The organism is Microcoleus sp. Pol1C5 (assembly GCF_036701115.1).
Taxonomy (GTDB): domain Bacteria; phylum Cyanobacteriota; class Cyanobacteriia; order Cyanobacteriales; family Microcoleaceae; genus Microcoleus.
The window spans coordinates 157,670-182,310 of the sequence record NZ_JAUBQE010000001.1 but is presented as its reverse complement, the minus strand read 5'-3'; the positions used below and the strand labels follow the sequence as shown (position 1 = coordinate 182,310).

Here is a 24,641-nt window from a genome sequence, read left to right as displayed (position 1 = left end):
AACCGTCAGAAATTTTAAAATTCTCGGTCAAACCTGCTGCAATTAACCCCACAAGCCTTACACCGCAATAGCTGGAACGAATACATAAAATCTTCGTTCCGGTAAGGCTCTGAACTCTCACCTATTATCAGACTTTAGGCTAATTTCCGGACAACCTACAACCGTATATTTACTAGATATAGTGTTCAGACCCAAGCTGGTACTCGCTCACGCCCTAAATCGCTAAAATCCTCGGTTTTTATTGCTGAATCATCTTGGGAGTAATTTGGTGTTGCTGATAACAATCTGTTTTTGAATGAATAAAATATATTAATGTCTGCTATCTAGATTTTCACCCCTTAGATACAAATTTCTTATATTTAAAAGAAGATTTGGCAGCCTGCAGCAGCTATTAAATATCTATATGTTTATGTGTTGATAATGATTTATCCCAGCTCGCCCAACTGTCGTTTAGCCTCAAATAAACCCACAGCGGCGCTGACGGACAGGTTCAAACTCCTGACTCCAGGCTGGCTCATAGGAATAAAAACTGTGGCGTCGCAGGCATCCAAGACGAATTGGGGAATGCCTACAGTTTCCGAGCCAAACATCAGCCAGTCGCTGGGCTGAAATTGGAATTGCGCGTAATTGCATCGCCCGCCAGTGCTGAATCCGATCGATCGTCCCCCGCGCTGCTGCCGATAGGCCAGAAAAGCCGCTAAGTCTTCGTGGCAGTGGAGGTTGACGTAGGGCCAGTAATCTAAGCCAGCCCGTTTCAGGTAGCGATCGCTAATTTCAAACCCCAGCGGGCCCACTAAATGCAGTTCCGTGCCTGTGGCAGCGCAAGTGCGGGCGATATTGCCAGTATTCGGGGGGATTTGCGGGTGAATCAAGACAAGTTGGGGCATGAAGCTAATTAACAGCGAAAAATACAGCTATTGGGAAATTTCTAAAACTACCCAAAGGTAGATCTACCTTATAGCTTTTATTTATAACCTTTGTGGAGCTCCATTGATTAAATATTCTGATTTGTTTTTGGGAGTCGCTCTGCAACTTTTGACCGGGAGGTTCGGGCTATTTGTATTGGCTGAGTACGCATAGCCAGGGGGCTAGTGAAAGCCCCCGTTATAACAACGGCGGGTACTTCAGGCAACTAACTGGGCACACAAGTTGTCTTCTAGCTCCCATTCTTGGTGAGCCATCCCCTGAATCCCTTGCAGAATAATACTGCGGGTGTCCGAACCAGCCTCGTGCAGCTTCAACCACTGCTGGGCGGTGTTGCCTTCCCGGAGAATCTTTTTGAGCGGTGAGAGAAAGCAGCTAAAGCCGCGTTTTTTGGCTATAGGCCACACTTCTCGGTAAATTTCCTCAATCCAATCTCGTGCCAGAATAGTTCTGCCGTCTTGCCAGTGGGTGAGTTCGGCATCCAAACTTTGCCGGGAGGCAGCAATTTCGTTGGCGTCTGTGAGGGCAACTAAGTCTTCGTTACGGGTGGCCACCGGCAAGGTGCTGAGTTCTAACGGGTCTAAGCTGGGGTCTTCCATCATCTGCCAAATGCGAGCTTCTAGTAGGGCAGTGATAGCCAGCAGGGCTAGAGGATTGACCTCAAGGTCGCAAATTCTCAGTTCGAGGCGGTTGAGACAGTAGGGGCGACGATCGCCATTTGGTCGCACTGCGGACCACAAATGGCGGACGTTTTGCATGGTGCCGAGTTCTAGCTGTTCTTCAGTCCACTGAATGTAATGCTTGTGACTTTCAAACAGGGGGACGATGGCGGGAGTTTTGGGAAACAAACCCCACCGAGTGGAATGATAGCCCGTGACTTCGCCGTCGAGGAAGGGGGAAGAGGCGCTCAAGGCAAGGTATAGCGGTGCTTCGACGCGGGCGAGGCGGATAGCGCGCATCAGCATTTCTGGTTGGGAGATGCCGATGTTGATGTGAATGCTGGCGGTGACGACTTTGGTGCCGTAGGTTTGCTCGATGTAGGTGTGGTAAGGGTTGTTGGGATCGGATCTGTAAAATCGATCGCTTCCTCCGAGAGACAGGGTACTTCCCGGCAGCAAGGTATAGTCGCCCAATTGTTTGAGATACTCGCGCAGCCGGACTCGCGGCTTGACTAAGGCGCACAACAGGCGATCGTAGCTGCACAGCGGGGCGGTCGTGTACTCCACATTGCGGCTATCAGGCTCCCGGACAAATCCCTCTAGATCGGCGACTATGCGATCGGAGAGACCGACAACCTCACCTTCGGGAGTGCCGGTATACATTTCTACTTCAAAGCCTTTTGATAGCAGCACGTTTGTTCCTCAGCTAAGTTGAGTGCTAGTTTCTAGTATCCCAAAAATTGACCTGTTCATACTATCTTCCAGGAGGCAGAGTTGAAATTTTTCGCGACGGGGACTGAAACATGGTTTTTCGGCGTCCGCTAGTTTGAGGGTTTTTGTGTTAGTTGCGATTGGGCTGCGGCAACAAATACTGCCATCGCAAAGAGCTTCCGATGCCGTTTTAGACTCAAAAAGGCTGTTTGTTCGATCGCGGACGTGTTTCATGGGGCATTCGTGAGGATCGAACTTATGGTGAATAGAATCCACTCCTGCCTCCGTTCGTCATCTGTTTTCTGCCTTGAGGGGGATAGCCGCAGATATATCTTGGGTGCGATTCTAAAAGATCACTCTGCAATAGTTTTGAGCTATTATTAACCCCTAAAAATCCCTGTGAAAGAGCAAGAAAGAACCCCTCCCAATTTTTGGAATATGCTAAGCAATTTAGCCTTAGTCCGGTTTTTGCTTTTATTTGCTTCTGGTTGGGCTGGACTGCAACTTTTAGCTTACTTTGAAACTGCCGTCGCGGTTTTCACCATTGCTGCACTCGTGGCTTTTTTGCTCAACTATCCGGTGCGAACTCTCCAAAGATTTTTACCGCGAAGTTTAGCTGTCGCCTTCGTTGTCTTGCTCACCATTTTAGTTTTGGGCGGTCTCACCGTCACTGTAGGCGTCACTCTTTTATCTCAAGGACAGCAATTAATTGACAGCATGACTGAATTTTTGAATGCTCTGGCGCCTCTGTCCGAGCGCATCGAAGCATTTCTGCGGGCGAGAAACCTGCAAGTTAACCTGCGAGTTATTGAGGAACAACTGCGAAATCAAGCTTTGGCGGGAGTTGTATCGAGTATTGCTTTTTTACAAGTATTTTTAACCAATTTATTGAATTTAATATTAATTTTGGTGGTGGCTTCTTTCATGTTACTTGATGGAGAGAGGCTGTGGGTGTTAGTTCTCAAATTTATACCTCGACACCTGCACAGGCGTTTAAGCGTAACAATAGAGAAAAACTTTTTAGGATTTTTTCAGGCACAAATCCTATTAATGTTATTTTTGACAACAGCAAGTTTTTTAATTTTTCTGCTGTTAGATGTGAAATTTCCCTTGATTTTAGCCTTTATTATCGGATTGTTTGATTTAGTTCCAGGGATCGGAGCGACGCTGGGAATTAGCTTAGTTTGTTTTATTGTATTGTCTCAAAATGTGTGGCTATCTTTAAAAGTATTGGCAGCTTGCATTGTTTTGCAGCAAATTCAAGACAACTTTATTCATCCGAGACTGATGCAAAATTCCCTTAACCTCAATCCGGTAGTGGTATTTTTTGCACTGTTAGTCGGAGCAAGATCAGCAGGACTTTTAGGTATATTTCTGGCAATTCCGCTAGCGGGAGTGATAGTTAGCTGGTTTGACATTGAAGAAATGCAAGCGGAAGGTTAGTTGATACAACCCTCCTATTTTATATCTAATCCGGCTGAAAAATTTGGTTTTAACCTGCCGACTCAAAGTCCCATGATTCAAAAACTATCCTGTTCCCAAAGCGCAACTAAAAGTAAAGAGAAAAAAGCAACGTAGGGTACACCTTATTGCGTCAAGTTAATGAATAAATTGCAAGTCAGTAGGAAATCTTTCTTCTTCTGGTTCTGGATCGTAAATGTAATCGCAGTCAAAACGCAGAGCTTGAGAGTGCCGGCTGATAGAAAATCCGCAATTACTCACCATTTCTGTAGTAAAAGTTGCCATGACTAACTCAATTAGTCTTCTGTAGGAAATGTTAGGTAGTTGAACGTAATAGGTGCGTCTGGCAAAAAAGATTCTCTCATCTTTCGGTATAATTATGCCATTAATTCTGTGTGCGTGTTGAATCGGCTTGATATAGGTTTCAATAAACTGGGACTGATTTTTTTGCAGTCTCGCTAATCTTTCGTGTTGCAACCAGCTCATTTGAAACACAATTTTAATAAATTCAAAACCCAAAATATAGTTAAAAACATTATTGCGTTCTTCTGTACTCAAGACGAAGCGGAGTGCAGATTCTAAATATTGGTCAGTTTCTCGGCGCGATTGTTGAGCTGAGTGGATATAAAATTGTTTGATGTAGCTTCTTAAATCTGATTCGTTTAATTGCTTTTTTACCCTAAATCTGATTAAATACTCTTTGACTCGGTGTAGAGTATCTACATCTTCAAACATTTTTGAGACTAAACCGTCGGCTGTATAATTATCTAGAAATTCGGCTTGCAAGTCGGGAGTAGATGCACACAATATGTAGCAGAGAGACAAGACATAGCGCCGTTGGTTCCAAGGCAAGCTTTGGGCCCAATCTTTAACTTCTACAGGGAGTTTTTGGAGCACGGTATCTGTGTGGGGGAGTTGAGCAAGGTCGGCATATTTATGTTTTTGTTTAATCATTGCCTGAAACCTTATATTAGTAAGTATACAGAGTCGTAGAGCGCAGATGATGGGAGAGGGGAGCTGCGAGGGACGGCTGCAAGTTATTCTGTCTTATTTTCTTGCCATCTATCTAAATATACATTCTGTAGGGAACAGAGGGCGTGATCTGTCTCACACTTTAGCGAGTTTTAAATCACAAAGGCTAGCTCTTCGCATCACATTTTGCGACTGTGAGTGTCACTCATAAAACTTATTCAAGTCACCGGAGCAATAGTGGGTTTCGTTGAGGATTAAGTCGGGTGATTGATAAGTTTTTGTTAGTAATGATTACTGAGATCAATCATGAACTTGACTACAAGTCTTTTCCCGGAAAATCAGTGCCAAGACTTAACTTTTCGCGATCGCCTCGTGCAAGCAGTGCGGCAGTGACTTGATAGCACTGCTGGGGGAGAGCCGCCAGTAACTTAGCGGTGTGCCAACTTATACTCGCACGGTGTTGTTGAGAGAGAGATATTCAGTTATTGGGACACCATCTTTTCTACATACCGCCTATGTGCAAGCTTAATCCTGTGTATGAGGAATTAATGGGGTTGCGTTTTCCATCGCTCTCGTTTTTGGGCACGAGCAGCGAATACAAAGACAAGTTTCCGACAACAGTGGTGAGCAACCCAAAGTTTTAGATCCAACTTCTCGCCCCCAGATGTATCTGTCGAGTAAATGTAAAATTTAAAATCGACTGACCTATGCACGGAAGATGGAACACCGTACTGCTGATTGAGGGGTGTCATACCTCGATCGTCCATTTATCTCAATTATTGATGGGGTGTGTCGCTCTGGTAGTTGCGAGAGCCATAATTTAAGCCATAATTGTTGATAATATCAATGGATGCGTCTCGATAGGAGTGGGTATCCATCGTCGCGCTTAAGCCAAAAATAACATTAAACGGTAGCACCAAAAACAATAACTATAAAAATAATTTAATGCTCTACGTGGGCTCAGGGAAGTGAATATGTTTAATGCAACTGAACTGCTGATTAATGCTTTTGTTAATCGACTGATTGAAGGCTACCGGTACACCTACGGCGGGTTAAAATCTGACTATAGTGAAATTATTGCTTGGGCAGCGAGTATGGCTTTGGAAAATATTGCTAATAGCGATGCTCTTTACCACAATGTGGAACACACTATTTTAGTGACCTTGGTGGGACAGGAGATTCTGCGCGGCAAGCACATCCGGGAGGGTGGTGTTTTATGTGAACATTGGTTGCATTTCCACATTGCTTTGCTGTGTCACGATATCGGGTATGTGAAGGGGGTTTGTCGGCAAGATCGAACTGATTTGAGACTGTATGCAACGGGGATAGAGGATTCGCAAGTGAAGCTACCTCCGGGGGCGACGGATGCGAGTTTGACGCCTTATCATGTCGATCGCGGAAAAATGTTTATTGATGAGCGTTTTGGCGGTCACAAACTGATTGATGCTGAGGTGGTTAAGCGTAATATTGAGCTGACTCGTTTCCCAGTTCCTGCCGATGAAGATTATCAAGAGACTGTCAATTATCCAGGTTTAGTGCGCGCTGCTGATTTAATTGGTCAGTTGAGCGATCCACGATATTTGCAAAAGATTGCGGCGCTGTTTTATGAGTTTGAGGAGACTGGGCAAAATCTGGTTTTGGGCTATCAAAATCCGGGAGAGTTGCGAAATGGTTATCCGAAGTTTTATTGGAATGTAGTTTATCGATATGTGAAGGATGCGATCGGCTATTTGGAACTAACGCAGCAGGGGAAACAAATTGTTGCTAATTTGAGCGCGAATGTTTTCCGGGTGGAGCATTCTCAGGTTCCCGAGTCTGCGGTGGCTGTAGTTAGCTAGGGTTGGGGTGGATGTCGGGCGATCGTTCTTTTTTGGGATAAGTAGATCGCTCTAGTTAAATACTGCTGCATAGTCAGGGTAGCTGAGATGTTGCACGATTCTCAATAATCCTTTCAGAGCGGGCTCTCCTGCCCTCCCACAAAAAAATCAACTCTTTGTCGAATCGGCCCGAAAGCCTGTGCGAGCGAAAATGGTGCAAGATATAAGGATAAACGACTTGCACAAGGATTACAACAGGAATTGTAGCAAGTAATGCAGCAAGGAAGGGGAGAAAATGCTCTGGAAATTCTTAGACCACTTCTCAATCTAATTAACAATCAAACCATTACTCAAACAATTGGTTTGAGGGTTGAAGATATCCAAAGTTTGGGGGAGGAATGATAGGAAGGAAAAAAGGACGATCGCACAATTAGTACACCTTTTCTCATTACCAGGCTTAGCCTGGTACGGCAGGTTTTTGAGGATCTGCCTCTTTGAGGGAGAATTACGCTAAATATTAACTCTCATTCACCTAATCCTTAAGGATGAGTCTGCCCTCTCTCTGAAGGAAGATTTCTTTAAACGAGTAAATTCCGTATGATGCTGTAAAACTCAGTCAGAGGGGAAAGCTATTTCCGACTTGAGCTCCCAATAACTGACCAATCTTACAATATAAAAAAATACATCTCATGACATCAGTCACCCCCAATCAAACTTCCTCTCAATACGAAGTTAGCCAACCAGAAGAAAAAATTGAGTCTCTGGTAGAAGAAGTTAAGCCAGAAAGCGAACTCGATTTAGAATTTCTCTACACCAGAGACATTGAATTCCGACAAGAAACAATTTATTTCATTGTAGTCGATCGCTTTTACGACGGCGACCACACAAATAACGAAGGCCCAAACCCAGAACTTTACGATCCAGAAGGCAAAGATTGGGGCAGATATTGGGGCGGCGACTTGCAGGGAGTTATTGACAAACTCGATTACTTAAAAGATATGGGAGTGACCGCAGTTTGGCTGACTCCACTGTTCGAGCAAGTTGAAGCATTATTTGTCGAACAAGCTGCAATTCATGGCTACTGGACTAAAGATTTCAAGCGACTAAATCCCCGCTTTATTGCCAAAGGCGACAATCCTTCTATTAACCAAACACAAGAAAGTAAAGATACGGTATTTGACAAATTAGTACACGAGTTGCACCAGCGAAACATGAAACTCGTACTCGATATTGTCTGCAATCACAGCAACCCAGATTTTAGCGGTAAAAAAGGGGAACTCTACGACGACGGCGTAAAAATAGCTGACTTTAACGACGATGAAGATGACTGGTATCACCACTATGGCGAAGTCACCAACTGGGAAGATGAATGGCAAGTCCAAAACTGCGAACTGTCGGGTTTAGCAACTTTCAACGAAAATAATATTGCCTACCGGAATTACATTAAGTCAGCAATTAAACAATGGCTGGACAGAGGTGTTGATGCTTTGCGCGTTGATACAGTCAAGCATATGCCTATTTGGTTTTGGCAGGAATTTACTGCTGACATTTTAACACACAGACCTGATGTTTTCATTTTTGGCGAATGGATTTACAGCGATCCTCGAAATGATCGTTCTGTGGAATTTGTCAACGAGTCGGGGATGACTATTTTAGATTTTGGTCTGTGCGTGGCAATTCGAGAAGTATTAGGAAAGGGTGCCGACGCAGGATTTAAGTTAGTCCAAGATGTCCTGAATTTAGATCACCGCTACTACGGGGCGACGGAGTTGATTACTTTTATTGACAACCACGATATGCCGAGGTTTCAGTCGTTGAATCCCGATCCAGAAATGCTGCAGTTGGCGATATGTTTAATTATGACGACTCGCGGCATTCCCTGCATTTATTACGGCACCGAACAGTATTTGCATGATGATACAGATGGGGGCAATGACCCATACAACCGCCCGATGATGGAAAAGTGGGATACTGATTCGCCAATTTACCGGGATGTGCGGTTGCTGTCGGGATTGCGGCGGCTGAATCCAGCTATTTCGATGGGGAGTCAGTGGCAAAAATATCTAACTGCTGATGTTTATTGTTACGTGCGCCGCTATCGCGATTCTGTGGTGTTTGTAGCGATGAATCGTGGCAATGCTGTTACAATTAAAGAGGTTGATACTGAGCTGCCTGATGGAGAGCATACGGAGGTTTTATCGCGCCGTAAGTTTGAAGTTAAAGATGGAATGCTGTACAACTTAGAATTGGGTGCGCGGGAAGTAATGATTTTTAGCAGCGTCGGAGAGCGAGTTAAGGCAAAAACTATTGTGCGGGCCCAGCTTAACAGCGTTAGAACTCAGCCTGGTGAAAGAATTGTGGTGATTGGAGATTGTCCTGAATTGGGGAATTGGGATATTAGTAAGGGTTTCCCCTTGGAGTATATCAATACTAATACTTGGTTTGGTGAAATTCCTTTTAATGAAAGTGCGGGGAAGTTGATTTCTTATAAGTATGCACTTCTACGGGAAGGACTGTCGCCTCTCCGAGAAAATCTGGTTTGTCGCCGCTGGGTTTTAGTTTCGGAAGGGACTGTGAAATGGCGGGATAAGTGGGCGAGTGGACGGGAGTCTTAATAGTTTTGAGTTTTGAGTCTTGAGTAAGATAATCATGGGTGCATCAACCGGGTTGGATGGACGAAAATACTTGTTTGAGGCTTTCGATTATGTTTTGAAAACCCTGTTGATTGAGTAGGGGTGCGTAACTGCTGTCAGATTAAATTCGTAATTGCAACTCATAACTCATTACTTTTTAAATATGACTTAGCTCGTCAACATTTTGACCTTCTATTTATAGTAGTAAGGTGTGCATTCTGCTGCATCATCCGGACGTGAGTTATGGTGCGCCGAGGCGCACCTTACAGTTTTATTAAAGTATCGCAATTTCTCGACCAAAACATCGATATAAAGTTCGCTGTTGTGGGTTCACAACCATTTTTTAGCCTGGCTGCGCTTGAGATTCAGCTTCTTGAGGATTTTTTAGCAAATGGACGATCGCCTCCCGCAAACCTGTTGCATCTCCCACATTTACCACTTTGGCAAGATCCGGGGCAGCTAAATAATCGACCCTACCTTGAGTCCCAGTCATGACGACCGGGCGCTTGCAGGCTATTGCTTCCAGTAAAACCTGCACTCCAGCAGTATATTTATTGTCCACCAAACAAACTGCAATTTGGTGCTGGCACAAATTATCTAACCTCAGAAAATTCTATCCTCAACTATTAAAAGTGGTAGTGCGGTTAGTCAGTCGATTTTAGAGTTTAGATTTTAGATTTTAGATTGACTCTACACATGGTGAATCTGGGGGTTCTCCGTCATGTCTAAATTTTTTTAATTCCACCAATCCTGTCTGGGGCTTGTATAGCAACGGCCCTCATGCTTAGGAAACCGGGTTTATGGACAACCGGGCGCAAATCCTGTACGAATCAAAAACAGTGACACGCGCCGATCGATTCAAAGGACTTAAGCTTTTATGCTGAAGTTAGCTAAAGAATTTATGTTTAACCTCATGTATATTTCTCCAGAGCAAGACCAAAAAATTCGCTACACCCTACGCGAGTGCGGTCAAGAAGCTTACAAGCTAGCCGCCGAACCTTTTGAAGTTTCCGAGAAAGGGCCCAACGACTACGTGACGAGTATCGATCAATACCTAGACCGACAACTATCGGCAGCATTTAGCGCTTTGTTTCCTGAAGATGGGAGGATCACTGAGGAAAACAGCGCCTCCAGAGCAGCTTATGGGGGCAATTACCAGCGCCTCTGGTGCATCGATCCCCTCGACGGGACTGAAGAATTTATTCGGGGAAAACTTCACTACGCTTCGATGGTGGGGCTGCTGCTTGAAGGGGAACCGGTGGCCGGCTGGCTCTACGCCCCAGCTTTTGACCAAATGTATTTTGGCGGCAAAGATTGGGGATTGTTTCAAAGTGTGGGAACCCAAGCGCCGCAGCCGATCGCGCTGTGCAAACCGCCGGCTCCGACAGCGGAAAATTGTAAAATTATTCTTGGAGACAAAGACCAGAAAAACTACGCCCGGGCAATCGCCCAAAGCATCCCCGGAGCAGAATTTTACTCGCTGGGCAGCTTTGGCTTAAAAGTGATGGAAGTTATCTTCGGTCGAGCTGGTTTGTACCTGTATCTCAACGGCAGAGTTAAAGTTTGGGATACCGCCGGCCCTCTGGCTCTAGCAAAAGCAGCCGGATTGGTTTGTTGCGACTTGCAAGGTCAACCGCTGAGGTGGACTAAAGATGCGATCGAGCCGGAAACTCTGGCCCACACACAGTCAATCGCGATCGGCTGGCCGGAATACATAGAACCTCTGTTGGGTAAAGTTCAACAGGCAGTGGCCGGCTTGTAAACCCGTTTAAGATTAAAGAATCTGCCGATTTTACGTGAACCGGGCCTCTGCACCCTTATCATCAATTAAAGGAGCAACAGATTGTTTGTGTTCCCAAACATCGATCGTTCCCTAGCTGTTGGGTGTCGCCTAATCATATTTCCCACCTCCGCGAGTTTGCATGAAGACAGAAGCTTTCAGTGAGCTGTTCCCTCTATTTAAGGGTGCTAACCCAGAAACCTTGGGAGGGTTGCTATCAAATGCCGTCAAGCATGAGTATCCCCCGGGCCGAGCTGTAGTGATGGAGGATTCTTGGGGCAACGCGATTTACTTTGTCGTGTCTGGCTGGGTAAAAGTCCGCCGCTTGTCAAACGATCGAGCTGTATCAATGGCTATTTTAGGACGGGGTGCCTTCTTCGGCGAAATGGCAATTCTGGACGAATCTCCCCGATCGAATGACGTACTTGCTCTATCGCCAGTGCGACTTCTCAGCGTCACAGCTCAGCGATTTATCCAAACCCTGTTTAAAGACCCGCAATTGCACCACCGGATGCTGCAACTGATGGTACGGCGGCTGCGCCAAACCAATCTCCGCTATCAACTCCGCAACCGCCAGCCAGCGGTTAAACTAGCAAATACTTTAGTCGAGCTGGCAGAAAACTACGGTCAGAAAACTGCTGAGGGCAAAGATATCTTCAATATTCCTTATGAAGACTTAGCTGATGTCACAGATATCACCCTAGATGAAACCAGCAAAATTATGGAAAAACTTGATAGTAAAGGTTGGATCAATATCGATCCAGACCGCCAAACTATCCATTTGATCAACCTCAAGCACTTGATTAATTTGGCAAGTCAATGACTGATGTTACTTGTTTGGATACTTCGTCCGCCGCCGGCAACAGTCAGGGGCAACTAACAGCACCGACAATTCAATATTCGGTGGCGATGCCCAATCCTGAATCCCACCTCTTTGAAGTAACTTTGCGCGTGCAAGGTTGGTCGGAGCAGGTTCTGGATTTAAAAATGCCTGTTTGGACTCCCGGTTCTTACTTGGTTCGAGAGTACGCCCGCCACCTGCAAGATTTTAGCTCACAGGTGGGCGATTCCCTACGGGATAGCTACGCCGCGCGTGCTTTACCTTGGCGCAAGCTCAGCAAAAATCACTGGCAAATCGAGACAAATTCCGTGTCAGATGTCACGGTTTTCTACCGCATTTTTGCCAACGAACTGACAGTGCGAACCAATCATTTAGACTCGACTCACGGTTATTTCAATCCGGCGGCTTTGTGCTTTTTCTTGCCCGGTTTTGAGAGCAACTGCTACACCGTAACCGTTGTGCCGCCGCAGCCCGAATGGCGCACCGTTACTACTTTGCCACCTGTTTCTGGCCAAAATCTTACTTTCGCTGCTGCGGATTTTGACACTCTGGTAGACAGTCCTTTTGAGATTGGCTATCACGAAGTGTACGAGTTTGAAGTGATGGGAAAAGCCCACCAGCTAGTTGTTTGGGGAAAAGGCAATTTAGAACCAGATCGCACGATTCGAGACATCCAAAAAGTGATCGAAGTCGAGGCAAAAATGTTCGGGGGTTTGCCTTACGAACGCTATGTGTTTTTCCTGCATTTGTCCGGCTCTGGTTTTGGCGGTTTGGAACACAAGGAGAGCTGCACTCTCAACTATCCGCGTTTTGGTTTTCGGGCCAAGGAAAAGTATGAACGCTTTATTCAGTTAGTAGCTCACGAGTTTTTTCACCTCTGGAATGTCAAGCGCATTCGACCGAAAGCTCTGGAAGTATTTGACTACGAAAAAGAGAATTACACTCCTTCTTTATGGTTCTCTGAAGGCACTACCAGTTATTACGATTTGGTGATTCCTTTTCGAGCTGGTCTCTACAACGTCAAAGGTTTTTTCCAAGGTATGGCTAAGGAAATTACTCGCTTGCAGACGACTCCGGGGCGCAGCGTGCAGCCTGTGAGCGAGTCGAGCTGGGATGCTTGGATTAAACTTTATCGCCGGGATGCGAACAGTGATAATTCGCAGATTTCCTATTATTTGAAAGGGGAAGTTGTTTCGTTTTTGCTTGATTTGTTGATTCGAGCTAGACACGGCAACGAGCGATCGCTCGACGATGTGATGCGTTTAATGTGGCAGCAGTTTGGCAATGCTAATTCTGCCCAAAATGGCGATTTTGACCTGAAGTCGGAAACAGACGGCAAGTCGGCGCATTTGACATCAAACGGAGAGTTAAATTCTCCTTCGCTGCCCGCAGAAATAGGCTTTACTCCCGAAGAGTTGCAAAGTGCGATCGAGTCCGTCGCAGGCATCGATTTGAGCGACTTTTTTGCGCGCTATATAGACGGCACAGAAGAGTTGCCTTACAACAAATATCTCGAACCTTTTGGGCTGCAAATTTGGGTAGATGAAACTGACCGAAACCCTCGCATCGGTTGGACGTTGGGAGCCGAAAACGGGCGGGAAATGGTTAAATTTGTCGAAATAGGCTCTCCGGCACAATTGGCGGGAATTGACGCTGGGGACGAGTTGCTGGCGATCGAAGGTTTTCGGGTCAATTCAGAACAAGTGAACGAGAGGCTTAAAGATTATCAACCGGGGGACACAATAGAGGTGACAGTTTTTCACCAAGACGAACTGCGGACTTGTCGTGTGACTCTCGCGCCGCCCCGGCCTGGCCGCTACTCGATCGTGCCGGTGGAACAGCCCACCGCTATTCAGAAACAAAACTTTACTGGATGGCTGGGAGTTCCTCTGTCGAAATTGTGACATAAATGAAGGGGAACGGGAAAGAAAAGACAAGAAGGAATCAGGCTCAATTCCTAATTCCCAATTCCCAATTACCAATTTTCAATTCCCAATTACCCATTTTAATTATGCAAACCCCACCTCCTCCATCAATTACGCCCCGCCAGATGAATCTGCTGAGAATTGTTGCCTCGATGGCTTGGGCTGACGGCCAACTCGCGACAGAAGAAGTTGATTTAATGCTCGATCGTTTTTGTCGTTTGTTTGCCCCAGATACCGACGGACAACAAATGCAACAAGAACTGCGGGATTACATCATGCAAAATATCCCCCTTGATGAGTTGATCGGTCAACTAGAAACTCAAGATGAAAGGGAATTAGTCTTGCAACTCGGCTATGAAGTGATTTCTTCTAGTTCTCGCACTCCCGATGAACCCAAAATTAACGCTGAAGAAGCCGCAGCTTATCAAAAATTAGTGCAGTTGCTGAATCTTTCAGAGGATGTGGTCAAGCGTATTGAAGCTGAATCATCGGCTGCAGATACTTCAGAGGGAATTATAGAGAAGATGGCTCACAAATTAGAAAAGTTCATCAAAGGCTAGTTCGGGACTTGCGCGCGCTTGGCTTAAAAACCCGGTTGATTCCTAGATTTCTCGTTACTCAACCTGGAATTTTTCGTATAAACCGGGAATAAGCCCCCCATGCCTAAGTCTTGTTAGGTAAGTATCGGAATAATAATAATTTTCTGAGTGCAACTATTTACAACTAAATCACAAGGGAAATAAACCGGATTGTGACCAAAAATTTCTTGATGGTATAAGCCCCCGGATCGATCCGTGGAATCAATCCAAAATCTAAAATCCTCAAGCCCCCGAATTCATCCGTGGGGTCAATATAAAATCTAAAATTTAAAATCTAAAATCGAATGACTCCCAATTTCCTAGGATATACTAACAAAAAAACATAGGAAATTTAAGAATATTTTTAATCGCCGGGAACGGTAACAGAATTTGCGCCCCTTCCCGCGCGCTGCCTTCCCCTTAAGGAAAATTAGGGATTTTGGCTTTGCCTAAATCCCTAATTTATCTACAGATTTTGGGGGATATCACAGAAAGTGAATCCAACCCGTCATTAGTGAGGTAACTTGCTGAGGGCGTGCCAAGTTCTGTAGCCGACAATTCCATCTTGCGGTAAAGCGTTGCTGAGTTGCAATTGTCGCACTGCTACATCTGTCATCGTCCCGAAGAATCCGTCAATGAAGCCGAAATAGTATCCATTGATTTTCAAGACATTCTGAACAATTTTAACAGCATTACCAGAACTGCCCTTCATTACTACCGGCATATTCACAGGTGCACCAGAGTATAGTGCTTCCCAAGTGATAGGGCCGACAATCCCATCTTCTTTTAAAAAGACGCGGTGTTGATAACCTTTGACCGCGTTTTGAACTTGCACACCGAAGATACCGTCCATCGGGCCGAAATAATATGCCCAATGATATAGAAGCTGTTGTAGTTCCTTGACCGCTTGACCTGTTGAACCCATTTGTAAAGTGGGTTTGTTTACTCCAGTGGTTTCAGCAAATGGCAGACTTGATTGAGCAGTAGTATCGGCGACAAGAGCCATAGTTTCATTGTTCAAGCTTCTTTCTTCGGTATACATAATGTGGTTCCTCTCAAGATTTAAGTTTTGGTCTTTGATATTTCAGGTATAACTGGTGGGCTTTGTGAGTGCACAGTCACTTTTTGGAGTGTCACTCATGTGAGTGTCACGGGTTTGAGTTACCCGTTGGTTTGTCGTAAGGAATGCAAGTTGTAATATTTTGATGAGGACTTTCGTTGTCACTACAAACCAAGGGGTAAGGTGCGCGGTGCGCACCCTACAAAATACCAAGGTGCGCGGTGCGCACCCTACCAACTACTGTTGATTGTTTACTAAGCAAATTCTCGCAAAGCTGGAATTAAATACTGTGTCAAAGTAAAGGCATCTACTCCTAATTCCGTCCGTTCTTTTGTAGCCATGATTGCGGCTTGAGCGTGCCACCAAGCTGCTGTTGCTGCAACTGATTGGGGGGGGGATTTGCGGGCGATCGCAGTTGCTAATAGTCCCCCTAGCAAGCCTGTAAGAACGTCGCCGGTGCCGCCTCTGGCGAGGGCTGGGGTGCTTTCGGGATTGAGGTAGGTGATGGTACGTGAAGCGTAGCTATCCCCTAGGGAATCGCCCTCCTCCTTCCAACTTATGCAAACTCTGGCTCCTTTGAGCAATACCGTTGCACCACAAAGCTGAGCTGCTGCTTGAGTTGCCGCAATTCGATCCTCGCCCGTTTCGTCGGCTAATTCGGGAAATAAACGCTTGAATTCCCCCGGGTGAGGCGTGATAATTGTCAGTGCTGAGCGTTCGGACAAAATGGGGACTGTGCCGAGTTGAGCGAGGATATTTAAACCGTCAGCATCTAAAACCAGAGGTCGATCGCTCTCCAGTACAGATTCTACAGCTATTGCCGCTTCCAATGTCAGACCTGGCCCTGCGGCGATCGCATCATAAGAACTCAAATCAATTGCTACTGGCAACTCGCTAATTGCACCGCTTTGGGTTTCGGGACATCCTATAATTAATGCCTCTGGCAACTGACTGCTTAACATCGATTTAATTGACTCAGGAACCGCAATTGACAGCATTCCGATGCCGCTTGCTCTTGCTCCCAATGCTGCCAAAATTGCTGCTCCGCTGTAGCGGCGGGAACCTGCAATAATTAGTAAGTGACCGTTGGTGTATTTGTGCGAAATTGGCGATCGGGGTAACGGCAAATGCTGAGTTTCCGAGGCAGTTGTAATGCGTTGTATTGCTGGCGTTTCCCCCAATACTGCTGCAATATCTGCTGCGGGAATATCAAAATCAATTAATTCGGAACTGCCGATATATTCTAATGCTCTGTCTTGCATAAATGCCATTTTCCACAAACCCAAACATAATGTATGTTTTGCCCGAATTGCCGTCCCCAAAACTTCTCCGGTATCTGTATGAATTCCCGATGGAATGTCTATACTTAAAATGGGTATATTTAAATTATTTATTTCGTCAATAGCTGCCGCAGTGGCGTTATTAATTTCTCGTTCTAATCCAAATCCAAATAAACCATCTACGAGCAAATCGCAGCTTTTTAGCGCTTCAATTTTGTCAACAAACCGAATATTTAAACAACGCGCATAATCAGCGTGATTTTTTGTGAGTTCTTTGAGTTTAGAAAACGGGCAGTAAATAACTACTTGGAACCCTTGAAAGTGCAATTCGCGGGCAACAACCAAAGCATCGCCGCCGTTGTGTCCGGGCCCAACCAATACGCCGATAATTGGCAATTGAGAATTAACAAGGTTTTTCCCTTCTTCCCTTTTCCTTCTATCAGTTAAATCCCGTCCACTGCTAGTTGCCCCACTTACTTCCACCTTCAAAAGCTGCTGAATGCGTCTAGCAATCAGTCCCGCGACTTTTTCCATTAAAGCTGCGACTGGCATTCCAGCAGCAAAGATTCTCGTTTCTATTTGCCGCATTTGGTCGGCGGTAACAACAAATTTTTGAATAGTCATATTAGTGCTAAAATTTCAGCTAACAGCAGCAGTGGCAGGTTGTAGTATGCTTGTGGTATAATAAAGTAGCTCGATCGAACTAACTCACAGTAAAATAGCAATTTCTCTCAGAATCATGAACAAGATTGTTGTAGGCCTCTCCGGCGGGGTCGATAGTTCCGCAGCAGCCGCAATTTTACACCATCAGGGATATGAAGTGGTGGGTTTAACGCTGTGGTTGATGAAGGGCAAAGGTCAGTGCTGCTCTGAGGGAATGGTCGATGCAGCTAAAATTTGCGAAGATTTGGGCGTTCCCCACCACATTGTTGACAGCCGCGATGTTTTTCAGGCAAGTATTGTCGATTATTTGGTGGAGGGTTACAGTGCAGGAGTTACGCCTTTGCCTTGTTCGCAGTGCAATAAAACTGTGAAGTTCGGGCCAATGCTTAAGTATGCTCGCGAAGAACTCGGAATTGAAAAAATCGCTACAGGGCACTACGCTCGGATTACTTACGATGCTGCTACAGGTCGCTATCAGTTGCTGCGGGCGATCGACCCTGCAAAAGATCAGTCTTATTTCTTGTACGATCTAACACAGGATTTGTTGGCGGGTACGGAATTTCCTTTGGGGGAAATTACCAAGACAGAAACTCGCAGAATTGCGGCGGAATTTGGCTTGACAACTGCTGATAAGCCGGAAAGTCAGGATTTGTGCTTGGTGGAAAGTAACGGTTCGATGCGGGCTTTTTTGGATAAGTACATTGCGCCGCAAAAGGGTGACATTGTGGACAAGTCAGGGCGGGTGCTCGGACAGCACGACGGCGTTCATCACTACACAATCGGTCAGCGGAAGGGACTCGGAATTGCTGCACCGGAACCGCTGTATGTGATTGAACTTGATGCTGTTGGCAATCGGGTAATTGTGGGCGATCGACAGTTGGCAGTAGAATCTGAGTGTACAGTCCAGAAAGTGAATTGGGTTTCTGTAGCTGCACCGACGGCTCCGATTCGGGCTCAGGTACAGATTCGATATCGATCACACCCCGTCCCCGCTACAATTATTCCTGTGGAACCATTCCAAGCAGAGGAAAAAGTCGGCGGTACAAGAGTTAAGTTGATTTTTGACGAACCGCAGTTGAGCATTACTCCCGGACAAGCGGCCGTTTGGTATGACGGAGACGTGCTGTTGGGCGGCGGCATCATCGAAAGAAACCAACTCCCAAATTAAAGTAAGGGGCGGGCTAGAAGCCCACCCCACAAGAAACCACCCACAAAAAAACTCACTCTTTGTGGAACAGGCATCTTGCCTGTTTGTTCTCCCCACCCACAAGAAAATTCACTCTTTGTGGAACAGGCATCTTGCCTGTTCCAAAAGGAAGTTTATTTTTGATTTCACCGGCTCAAATTTACCGAGCTAACTTTTTTTCCAAACGCAAGATACTTCCCCTAGCATTAGTACGGTAAACCCAAGTTTGCCTACCATCAGAGACCACAACCCGCCAACCTTCGACAATCATTTGACCGCAAATTTCATCCGCTTTCGCGAGTCCTAAACAAGTATTCGGCCAACTTTGTCCGCTGGATTCAGTTACTTTCAACTTGTCAGCAGCAATGCCAGTGGAGTCCGACAACTCTTGCCGAACGGCTGCTGCCACGGTTGCGGGCAATTTGTTCGGGGGATTTTGGCGCGTAGCCCCGGTCAAATTACCCGGTTCAGAAATCAGAGTATTAAGTGCCAATACCGAATAGCTAATTTTTTGGGGCACCGCTGCTGAGGAAAATTGCTGCGCGGTTTGCTGCGGTTGCTTTTCCAACTGGGCAAGGGAAGATTTGAGAGCGCCCGCCTTAGCTTCTGCGGTATGTCTTAGCGCCGGATACATTTCCCATACTAGAATCCCTGTCAGCACCAAAGCCAAGATTACAGGATTGGGCTGCTTTTGGTCTCGGTTTTTATTCTGTTGAGATTTATTTATGGAGATTCTTTTCATCATACGCCCTCTGCCTCACTTTACACAATTCGCGATCGCTCCTGAACACTCAACTGCAGATACTTATTTAGACACTCTTGCTGGTGCTATTGGTTCCTTTGTGCAGAACCGACTTGACTGCTAGTTGCTGGTATGGCACAAGTATTTCCTACTCTCTGCCGGCTATTGTGCTTCAGGAAACTTGCACTACCCAGTTATTACTTAATTTTTACTTTTTGTCTCAGGGTATTAAGAAAAATTTATGCTTAAGTAAATATTCTTAAAAGCCTCTAATCCTACCCCCCAATCTCAGTACAAATTACTATTCTTCGTTCCACAACTGCTAAACGTGTTTTAGACTGTGGGAGGCGAGCTGAGCCAATGATATCACAGGGATGTCGCCATATTTGTTGCAACAGGACGAAAACGCATTAGAAATAAAACCAGCTATCGCTGATTAATTGTATTAGCATTGTGGTTTTCTAGAGCGACCGTCCTCGCAACTAATTTAGTAGCAAAGGCTACTTTCTGAGTACAATTTTGTTGACATCTATCCATTATGAATAGGAAATCCCTGGCAATCCATTTAATGAATCGGCTGAGTTATCCTCAAAAAATTCTCCCGATCGGTTTTCTATTTGCAATACCGTTAACCTTGGTCATGTACCTGTTGATTTCCGAAATTAACAGCAGGGTTGATTTTACTCAAAAAGAAATCTAAGGTAATGAATACCTGCGATCACTGCGCCATTAGAGGGAATACATACCGAAACTTCAACAGCTAAATTATCAGAGTTTAAATCCTAATTTAAGCACTTAAAAATATCTCAAAGGTTTACAAGCAAAAGTAGACAAAAACTTTAAAGCCATAGCAAATACAGATAGCCCGATCGGAAACATATCAATGTCCAGTGAAAGTTTTTATAAAATTTATCAAGATTGGCAAAAATTTAAAATTCGTCGCCAGTTGAGTTGAGAAACTTACGCTTTTGTCTATCAACGTTTAGTTACAGATATTGATAGACTGAACGCTCGCGTAGGCGATACTTCTAATCGGATTTCAGACCCAGATTTGGATACATATTATTTAATAGCTACTACTTTGCGTCAGCTTCCACAAATGGAAAAATTTTTGTCATAAATTAGGTTTATTTCTCAAAAAATCAGTCTAAATTCCGATGCCATACCAGAAGAAAGAGCCTAAGTAATTACTCTTACCAGCCGATTGAGAGAAATCAATGATGATTTGGCACTTAATATGGAAGGTACATTTAGCAACAATTATTAGGGGAATCTGCGCTCGGCATTAACACAGGATTTAATAAAATTCAACTCTCTGGTTAAGCAGCTAAATAAGCAACTATATCAAACAATATATCAAAGTGTATCACTAAAATATTACGCATCCATCACTGGAAGCAATTTGGCTTTAAATGCAAGTTTTACAATTGAAATAAACTGTAAATATGTTATATTTTCTTCAGCATTAGCTTGCTTTTATTGTTAACAAAAAAATAATTTTCATTTTAGAGTTAACAATATTAGCTTTTTTTATTTATCTATTTGTTTATTTTTATACAGCAGTTAGGCAAACTTTATTTGTTTTTTACAAACCTAAAAGAAAATGGCAACTGACAATTTCGACCAGACAATTATTTTGGATAACAGAGATGAATAGGGGCAAGTTGTGGGTGCATTTAACAAGATTGCCGATGTCTTAGTTGTGGCCAATCAAAAAGTTACTGTTCTTAACGATTGCCTAAAAGCTGAAAATATGCGAATGAGCGCTGAACTAAACGTTACTCGGAAGATTCAGCAGATGCTGCTACCGAAAAAGCGAGAACTCAAGAAAGTTATCGGCTTAGATATTGCGGGATTTATGGAAGCTGCTGAGGAAGTAGGCGGCGACTATTACGACGCACTCCAGCACAAAGGTAGAGTAAAAATCGGCATGGGGGATGTGACGGGACACGGATTGGAGAGCGGCGTTTTAATGATTATGGTTCAAACGGCTGTCCGAACTTTGCTCGCCTACAATGAACCCGATCCGGTAAGATTTTTAAGTGTTATTAACAGTGTAATTTACGATAATGTGAAGTGAAGGAAATCCGATAAACACGCCAGCCTTGCTTTGCTAGACTATCAGCAAGGAATGCTGAAGTTGACTGCCCAGCACGAAGAAATGATTGTCGTGCGGTGTAACGGTTCTGTCGAGCGCTTTGATACAATCGATTTGGGTTTCCCGATCGGGCTTGATGCAGATCTTGCTGAATTTGTTGCTGATAAAATTGTGAACTTGCATTCAAGAGATGTGGTTGTGCTGTACACTGACGGAATTACGGAAGCTCAAAGTATGGATCAACTGCTTTATGGTTTAGATAGGTTAATAGAGGTAATAGAAAGTTATTGGCAGCGTTCGGCTACCGAAATTAGGCACGCTGTAATTAAGGACGTGCGATCGCACATCGGTAAACAAAAAGTTTTTGACGACATCACGTTGCAGGTATTCAAACAAAAATAACTACTTGGATATCCCTTCTAAAGTTTAAAATATATTTAGTGATATCCCTCATCTCAAACTTTAGCTTTCAAATCGATATGATTCAGATTTTAGGTGATTTCATCGAGCAGCCCGCTAGCCAAGAATACTTAATAATTGGATTTTCTCCGAGTTCGGTTCCTCTCAAGCAGCGGTGGCGGAACAACGGTTTGTCTGCGGATTTTCTGGCTGACTACCTGACGACTTTTTTTCCGGGCAACCAAGATGATCCCTCGACAATTGAAAGACAAGCTCAAATAAAAAGCGCTGTTAGCTACATTGCCAACGAGTTATTGGAAAATGCCATGAAGTTTAATGATGAAACTTCGGAGTACCCGATCGATATTAAACTGCAATTAGAGAGCGACGGAGTGATTTTCTCAGTTGCTAACAGTATCTCTCCGCAAGGTGTGGAGAAGTTTCAGGCTTACATTCAACAGTTGCTGACCTCGGAACCCAGCGAACTTTACATTCAGCGGCTGGAAAAAAATGCTGCTGATGAAAGCTGCACCAATTCTGGATTGGGTTTGTTGACGATGCTCACCGATTATAGCGCCAAACTTGGCTGGAAATTCCAGACCATGCAAAAAGACCCGCAAGTAATTGCAGTGACAACTATGGTGCAATTAACAGTATAACCAACGCTGGCGATCGATAATATCTAAGGAACTTTTTTTTGTGGCTATGGAAATTAATACAGAAGATTACGAGATCTGTTACGATCCAACAACGGCAACCGTGAGTTTTATTGGATCTCTAAGGCTGAGCGGGCCTGCGGAGTACGCGCCGATAGCGCAATTTCTGACTCAGGTTGCCGACTTGGAACCGACGAAAATTACCCTCAATTTGCAGCAGTTAGAATTTTTGAACAGTTCTGGCATCAATATGCTATCAAAGTTTATTATCGAGGTCCGCAAAACAGCCAGGGTGCAAATGGCGGTACAAGGCTCTCAAAGCATAGGTTGGCACGGTAAATCTTTGAGGAATTTCCAACGCCTGATGCCTGGTTTGCAATTGGATTTTCTATAGAAAAACGATTACGTTTAGGGTGTGAGCTGTAGAGAAATTTTTTGTTAGTCGAGGCGCAAATTCTCGAGTTATGCTGGAAGAACAACCATCTAGAGAACAGCTACTTTTGGAGATAGAAAGATTGCGCCAGCAAGTGGAAGACTTGAAGGAAGAAAAAGCGGATCTGGAAATCTTGCTGGAAACTACTGCTCAACATTCCGATACCGTTGAAACAGAGTTACGATCTCGCGCATTCGAGGCCGTGCGCGAAGGCGAAATCAAGCTGGCTCAATTTCTCGAAGCGATCCCCATAGGTGTGCTCGTGCTGGATTCTCAAGGCAGACCTTACTATGTAAATCACGCCGGACAGCAGTTACTCGGTCAAGGAGTTTTGCCCTTAAATGCAGTTGAGGATTTGTCAGAAAGTTATCAAATTTATATTGCGGGAACTGAGACTATTTACCCTTTCGAGAATTTGCCGATCGTCCGAGCTTTGAGGGGCGAAAACGCGACGGCTGAAAATCTGGAAATTCATCAACCCCACAAGAAAGTTCCCCTTGAGATTTGGGGAACGCCAATTTTTGACGAGGGTGGCAAAGTTGCTTTTGCGATCGCAGTTTTTCAAGATGTCACGGAACGCAAAGAAGCTGAAGCCGATCGCCATTTATTTATTAAGAAACTATTTGACCTCAACCAAAATTTAGAAAAATCCCTGGATGCCGAATCAGAGCTAACTGATGCCTACGGTAGATTTGTGCCTCACCAATTTCTAAATTTGTTGGGATATGAAAGTATTATAGATGTCCATTTAGGCGACCAAGTGCAGCAGGAAATGTCGGTGCTATTTTCTGATATTCGCGATTTCACGACGCTTTCAGAAACTATGACTCCCCAAGAAAATTTTAAATTTATCAATGCTTATCTTTCGCGGATGGAGCCTGCCATTACTAGCAATAACGGGTTTATTGACAAATACATCGGCGATGCAATTATGGCTTTGTTTAGTGACTTTGCCGATGATGCAGTAAAAGCCGGTATTGCAATGCTAAATATCCTCAGAAATTACAACGAATACCGTCAAGGTGTCGGCTACGTCCCGGTTAAAATTGGAATTGGCATCAATTCGGGTTCTTTGATGCTGGGGACAGTTGGGGGTAAAAGCCGAATGGACAGCACTGTGATTAGCGATGCTGTTAATTTAGCATCTCGCATTGAAGGATTGACCAAAGATTACGGCGTACCTCTATTAATTTCTCAGCAGACGTTGGAACGGTTACGAAATCCCACAGATTATGCTATTAGGATTGTGGATAAAGTACAGGTAAAAGGAAAATCTCAATATGTCGTAGTCTATGAGGTATTTGATGCAGATCCGCCGGAAATTTTGTCGGCAAAGCTAGCAAATTTGTCTGTATATAATGAAGCTATGTTACTGTGCGATCGCAAGGAATTCCGAGAAGCGGGAAAATTATTTGAAGAGTGTTTGCGAACAAATCCCAGCGATCATGTAGCTCGCATTTACCTGAAACGCTGTCGGGATTGGCGATCGCTCCTCAAAGGAATTTAAAGCAAGTTAGTCTATTTGAGATTTTAGATTGACTCAATATAGCCATCCTCGCATCACTTGTGAATTTCTTACTTTCTCAGAGCGGGTTCGGGGAGGGTTGGGGTGGGATAAAAAAATTACGACTCCTGTAAGGATTGCTATATATCTTGAGAGTGACGACTGACCTCTGGGATCTGCCAAAGGTGTAAAATATAAACAGCTTTATACCTGTTACTTCTGGGGGTTCTCAAAATAGAACGGCTTAGGGCTCAAAAACCAGCGATGGGTAATTTGGTACGAGAACGGTGGCCAGCGCTGAACCTGTATCAAAAAAAGT

The 24,641-nt window shown here is 44.6% G+C and carries 20 protein-coding genes and 1 pseudogene; 14 read left to right on the top strand and 7 right to left on the bottom strand.

The annotated features are described in order from the left end of the window. Positions 1–425: 425 nt before the first annotated feature. Together QUA23_RS00695 and gshA are read right to left on the bottom strand one after the other, a co-directional pair. Positions 426–887 (bottom strand): tRNA (cytidine(34)-2'-O)-methyltransferase, encoded by a 462-nt coding sequence (locus QUA23_RS00695; protein ID WP_333068971.1) that lies wholly within the window; start codon positions 885–887, stop codon positions 426–428. Positions 888–1,124: 237 nt separating this feature from the next. Next, a complete protein-coding gene (gene gshA / locus QUA23_RS00690) occupies positions 1,125–2,276 on the bottom strand; it encodes a glutamate--cysteine ligase (RefSeq protein WP_333072747.1) in 1,152 nt (383 codons plus the stop codon). A 417-nt stretch (positions 2,277–2,693) separates the two neighbouring features. Here gshA and QUA23_RS00685 point away from each other — a divergent pair, with 417 nt between their 5' ends. Further along, positions 2,694–3,737: an AI-2E family transporter gene (locus QUA23_RS00685; protein ID WP_333062618.1), complete on the top strand. Its 1,044-nt coding sequence runs from the start codon at positions 2,694–2,696 to the stop codon at positions 3,735–3,737. A 156-nt stretch (positions 3,738–3,893) separates the two neighbouring features. On the opposite strand, the gene QUA23_RS00680 is transcribed toward QUA23_RS00685, so the two are convergent. Further along, positions 3,894–4,709, bottom strand: a complete 816-nt coding sequence (locus QUA23_RS00680; protein WP_333072746.1) for a cobyrinic acid a,c-diamide synthase — start codon at positions 4,707–4,709, stop codon at positions 3,894–3,896. A gap of 494 nt (positions 4,710–5,203) precedes the next feature. Here QUA23_RS00680 and QUA23_RS30950 point away from each other — a divergent pair, with 494 nt between their 5' ends. The 4 genes from QUA23_RS30950 (at position 5,204) to QUA23_RS00665 (ending at position 9,159) form a co-directional block, all read left to right on the top strand. After that, positions 5,204–5,371, top strand: a complete 168-nt coding sequence (locus QUA23_RS30950) for a Mo-dependent nitrogenase C-terminal domain-containing protein (protein WP_445243460.1) — start codon at positions 5,204–5,206, stop codon at positions 5,369–5,371. Positions 5,372–5,701: 330 nt separating this feature from the next. After that, positions 5,702–6,565, top strand: a complete 864-nt coding sequence (locus QUA23_RS00675) for an Npun_R2479 family HD domain-containing metalloprotein (RefSeq protein WP_333072745.1) — start codon at positions 5,702–5,704, stop codon at positions 6,563–6,565. Between the two features lie 252 nt (positions 6,566–6,817). Next, positions 6,818–6,946, top strand: a complete 129-nt coding sequence (locus QUA23_RS00670; protein ID WP_333072744.1) for a hypothetical protein — start codon at positions 6,818–6,820, stop codon at positions 6,944–6,946. A gap of 287 nt (positions 6,947–7,233) precedes the next feature. After that, a complete protein-coding gene (locus QUA23_RS00665) occupies positions 7,234–9,159 on the top strand; it encodes an alpha-amylase family glycosyl hydrolase (protein ID WP_333072743.1) in 1,926 nt (641 codons plus the stop codon). 361 nt (positions 9,160–9,520) lie between these two features. On the opposite strand, the gene QUA23_RS00660 is transcribed toward QUA23_RS00665, so the two are convergent. After that, the gene (locus QUA23_RS00660) at positions 9,521–9,769 is read right to left on the bottom strand and encodes a hypothetical protein (RefSeq protein ID WP_333110278.1); all 249 of its coding nucleotides are present in this window, start codon (positions 9,767–9,769) and stop codon (positions 9,521–9,523) included. 285 nt (positions 9,770–10,054) lie between these two features. Here QUA23_RS00660 and QUA23_RS00655 point away from each other — a divergent pair, with 285 nt between their 5' ends. The 4 genes from QUA23_RS00655 to QUA23_RS00640 all read left to right on the top strand — a co-directional run bounded on the left by QUA23_RS00655 (position 10,055) and on the right by QUA23_RS00640 (position 14,283). After that, on the top strand, positions 10,055–10,939 hold the full coding sequence (locus tag QUA23_RS00655) for an inositol monophosphatase family protein (protein WP_333072740.1): 885 nt from the start codon (positions 10,055–10,057) through the stop codon (positions 10,937–10,939). A gap of 160 nt (positions 10,940–11,099) precedes the next feature. Further along, positions 11,100–11,780: a Crp/Fnr family transcriptional regulator gene (locus QUA23_RS00650; RefSeq protein ID WP_332985141.1), complete on the top strand. Its 681-nt coding sequence runs from the start codon at positions 11,100–11,102 to the stop codon at positions 11,778–11,780. Continuing rightward, positions 11,777–13,702, top strand: coding sequence for a M61 family metallopeptidase (locus QUA23_RS00645; RefSeq protein ID WP_333072739.1), 1,926 nt, complete (start codon positions 11,777–11,779; stop codon positions 13,700–13,702). Before QUA23_RS00650 ends, QUA23_RS00645 begins: the two co-directional genes overlap by 4 nt. Before the next feature lie 107 nt (positions 13,703–13,809). Beyond that, the gene (locus tag QUA23_RS00640; RefSeq protein ID WP_333072738.1) at positions 13,810–14,283 is read left to right on the top strand and encodes a TerB family tellurite resistance protein; all 474 of its coding nucleotides are present in this window, start codon (positions 13,810–13,812) and stop codon (positions 14,281–14,283) included. 529 nt (positions 14,284–14,812) lie between these two features. Here the strand turns inward: QUA23_RS00640 and QUA23_RS00635 are convergent. Together QUA23_RS00635 and QUA23_RS00630 are read right to left on the bottom strand one after the other, a co-directional pair. Then, positions 14,813–15,343 (bottom strand): peptidoglycan-binding protein, encoded by a 531-nt coding sequence (locus QUA23_RS00635; RefSeq protein WP_333072737.1) that lies wholly within the window; start codon positions 15,341–15,343, stop codon positions 14,813–14,815. Between the two features lie 272 nt (positions 15,344–15,615). Beyond that, the gene (locus QUA23_RS00630; protein WP_333072736.1) at positions 15,616–17,265 is read right to left on the bottom strand and encodes an NAD(P)H-hydrate dehydratase; all 1,650 of its coding nucleotides are present in this window, start codon (positions 17,263–17,265) and stop codon (positions 15,616–15,618) included. Between the two features lie 115 nt (positions 17,266–17,380). On the opposite strand from QUA23_RS00630, the gene mnmA reads away from it, so the two are divergent. Further along, positions 17,381–18,472 carry a tRNA 2-thiouridine(34) synthase MnmA gene (mnmA, locus tag QUA23_RS00625; protein ID WP_333072735.1) on the top strand — a complete coding sequence of 364 codons (1,092 nt, stop codon included), beginning with the start codon at positions 17,381–17,383 and terminating at the stop codon, positions 18,470–18,472. A 178-nt stretch (positions 18,473–18,650) separates the two neighbouring features. On the opposite strand, the gene QUA23_RS00620 is transcribed toward mnmA, so the two are convergent. Then, a complete protein-coding gene (locus QUA23_RS00620; protein WP_333072734.1) occupies positions 18,651–19,235 on the bottom strand; it encodes a hypothetical protein in 585 nt (194 codons plus the stop codon). A gap of 1,750 nt (positions 19,236–20,985) precedes the next feature. On the opposite strand from QUA23_RS00620, the pseudogene QUA23_RS00615 reads away from it, so the two are divergent. The 4 genes and pseudogenes from QUA23_RS00615 (at position 20,986) to QUA23_RS00600 (ending at position 24,325) form a co-directional block, all read left to right on the top strand. Continuing rightward, positions 20,986–21,732, top strand: a pseudogene (locus QUA23_RS00615) (PP2C family protein-serine/threonine phosphatase). Between the two features lie 77 nt (positions 21,733–21,809). Continuing rightward, positions 21,810–22,388 carry a DUF6272 family protein gene (locus tag QUA23_RS00610; protein WP_333072732.1) on the top strand — a complete coding sequence of 193 codons (579 nt, stop codon included), beginning with the start codon at positions 21,810–21,812 and terminating at the stop codon, positions 22,386–22,388. 46 nt (positions 22,389–22,434) lie between these two features. Then, complete coding sequence (locus QUA23_RS00605) at positions 22,435–22,779, top strand: slr1659 superfamily regulator (protein WP_333072731.1); 345 nt, start codon at positions 22,435–22,437, stop codon at positions 22,777–22,779. A 70-nt stretch (positions 22,780–22,849) separates the two neighbouring features. Continuing rightward, on the top strand, positions 22,850–24,325 hold the full coding sequence (locus QUA23_RS00600; protein WP_333072729.1) for an adenylate/guanylate cyclase domain-containing protein: 1,476 nt from the start codon (positions 22,850–22,852) through the stop codon (positions 24,323–24,325). The last annotated feature ends 316 nt before the right edge of the window (positions 24,326–24,641 follow it).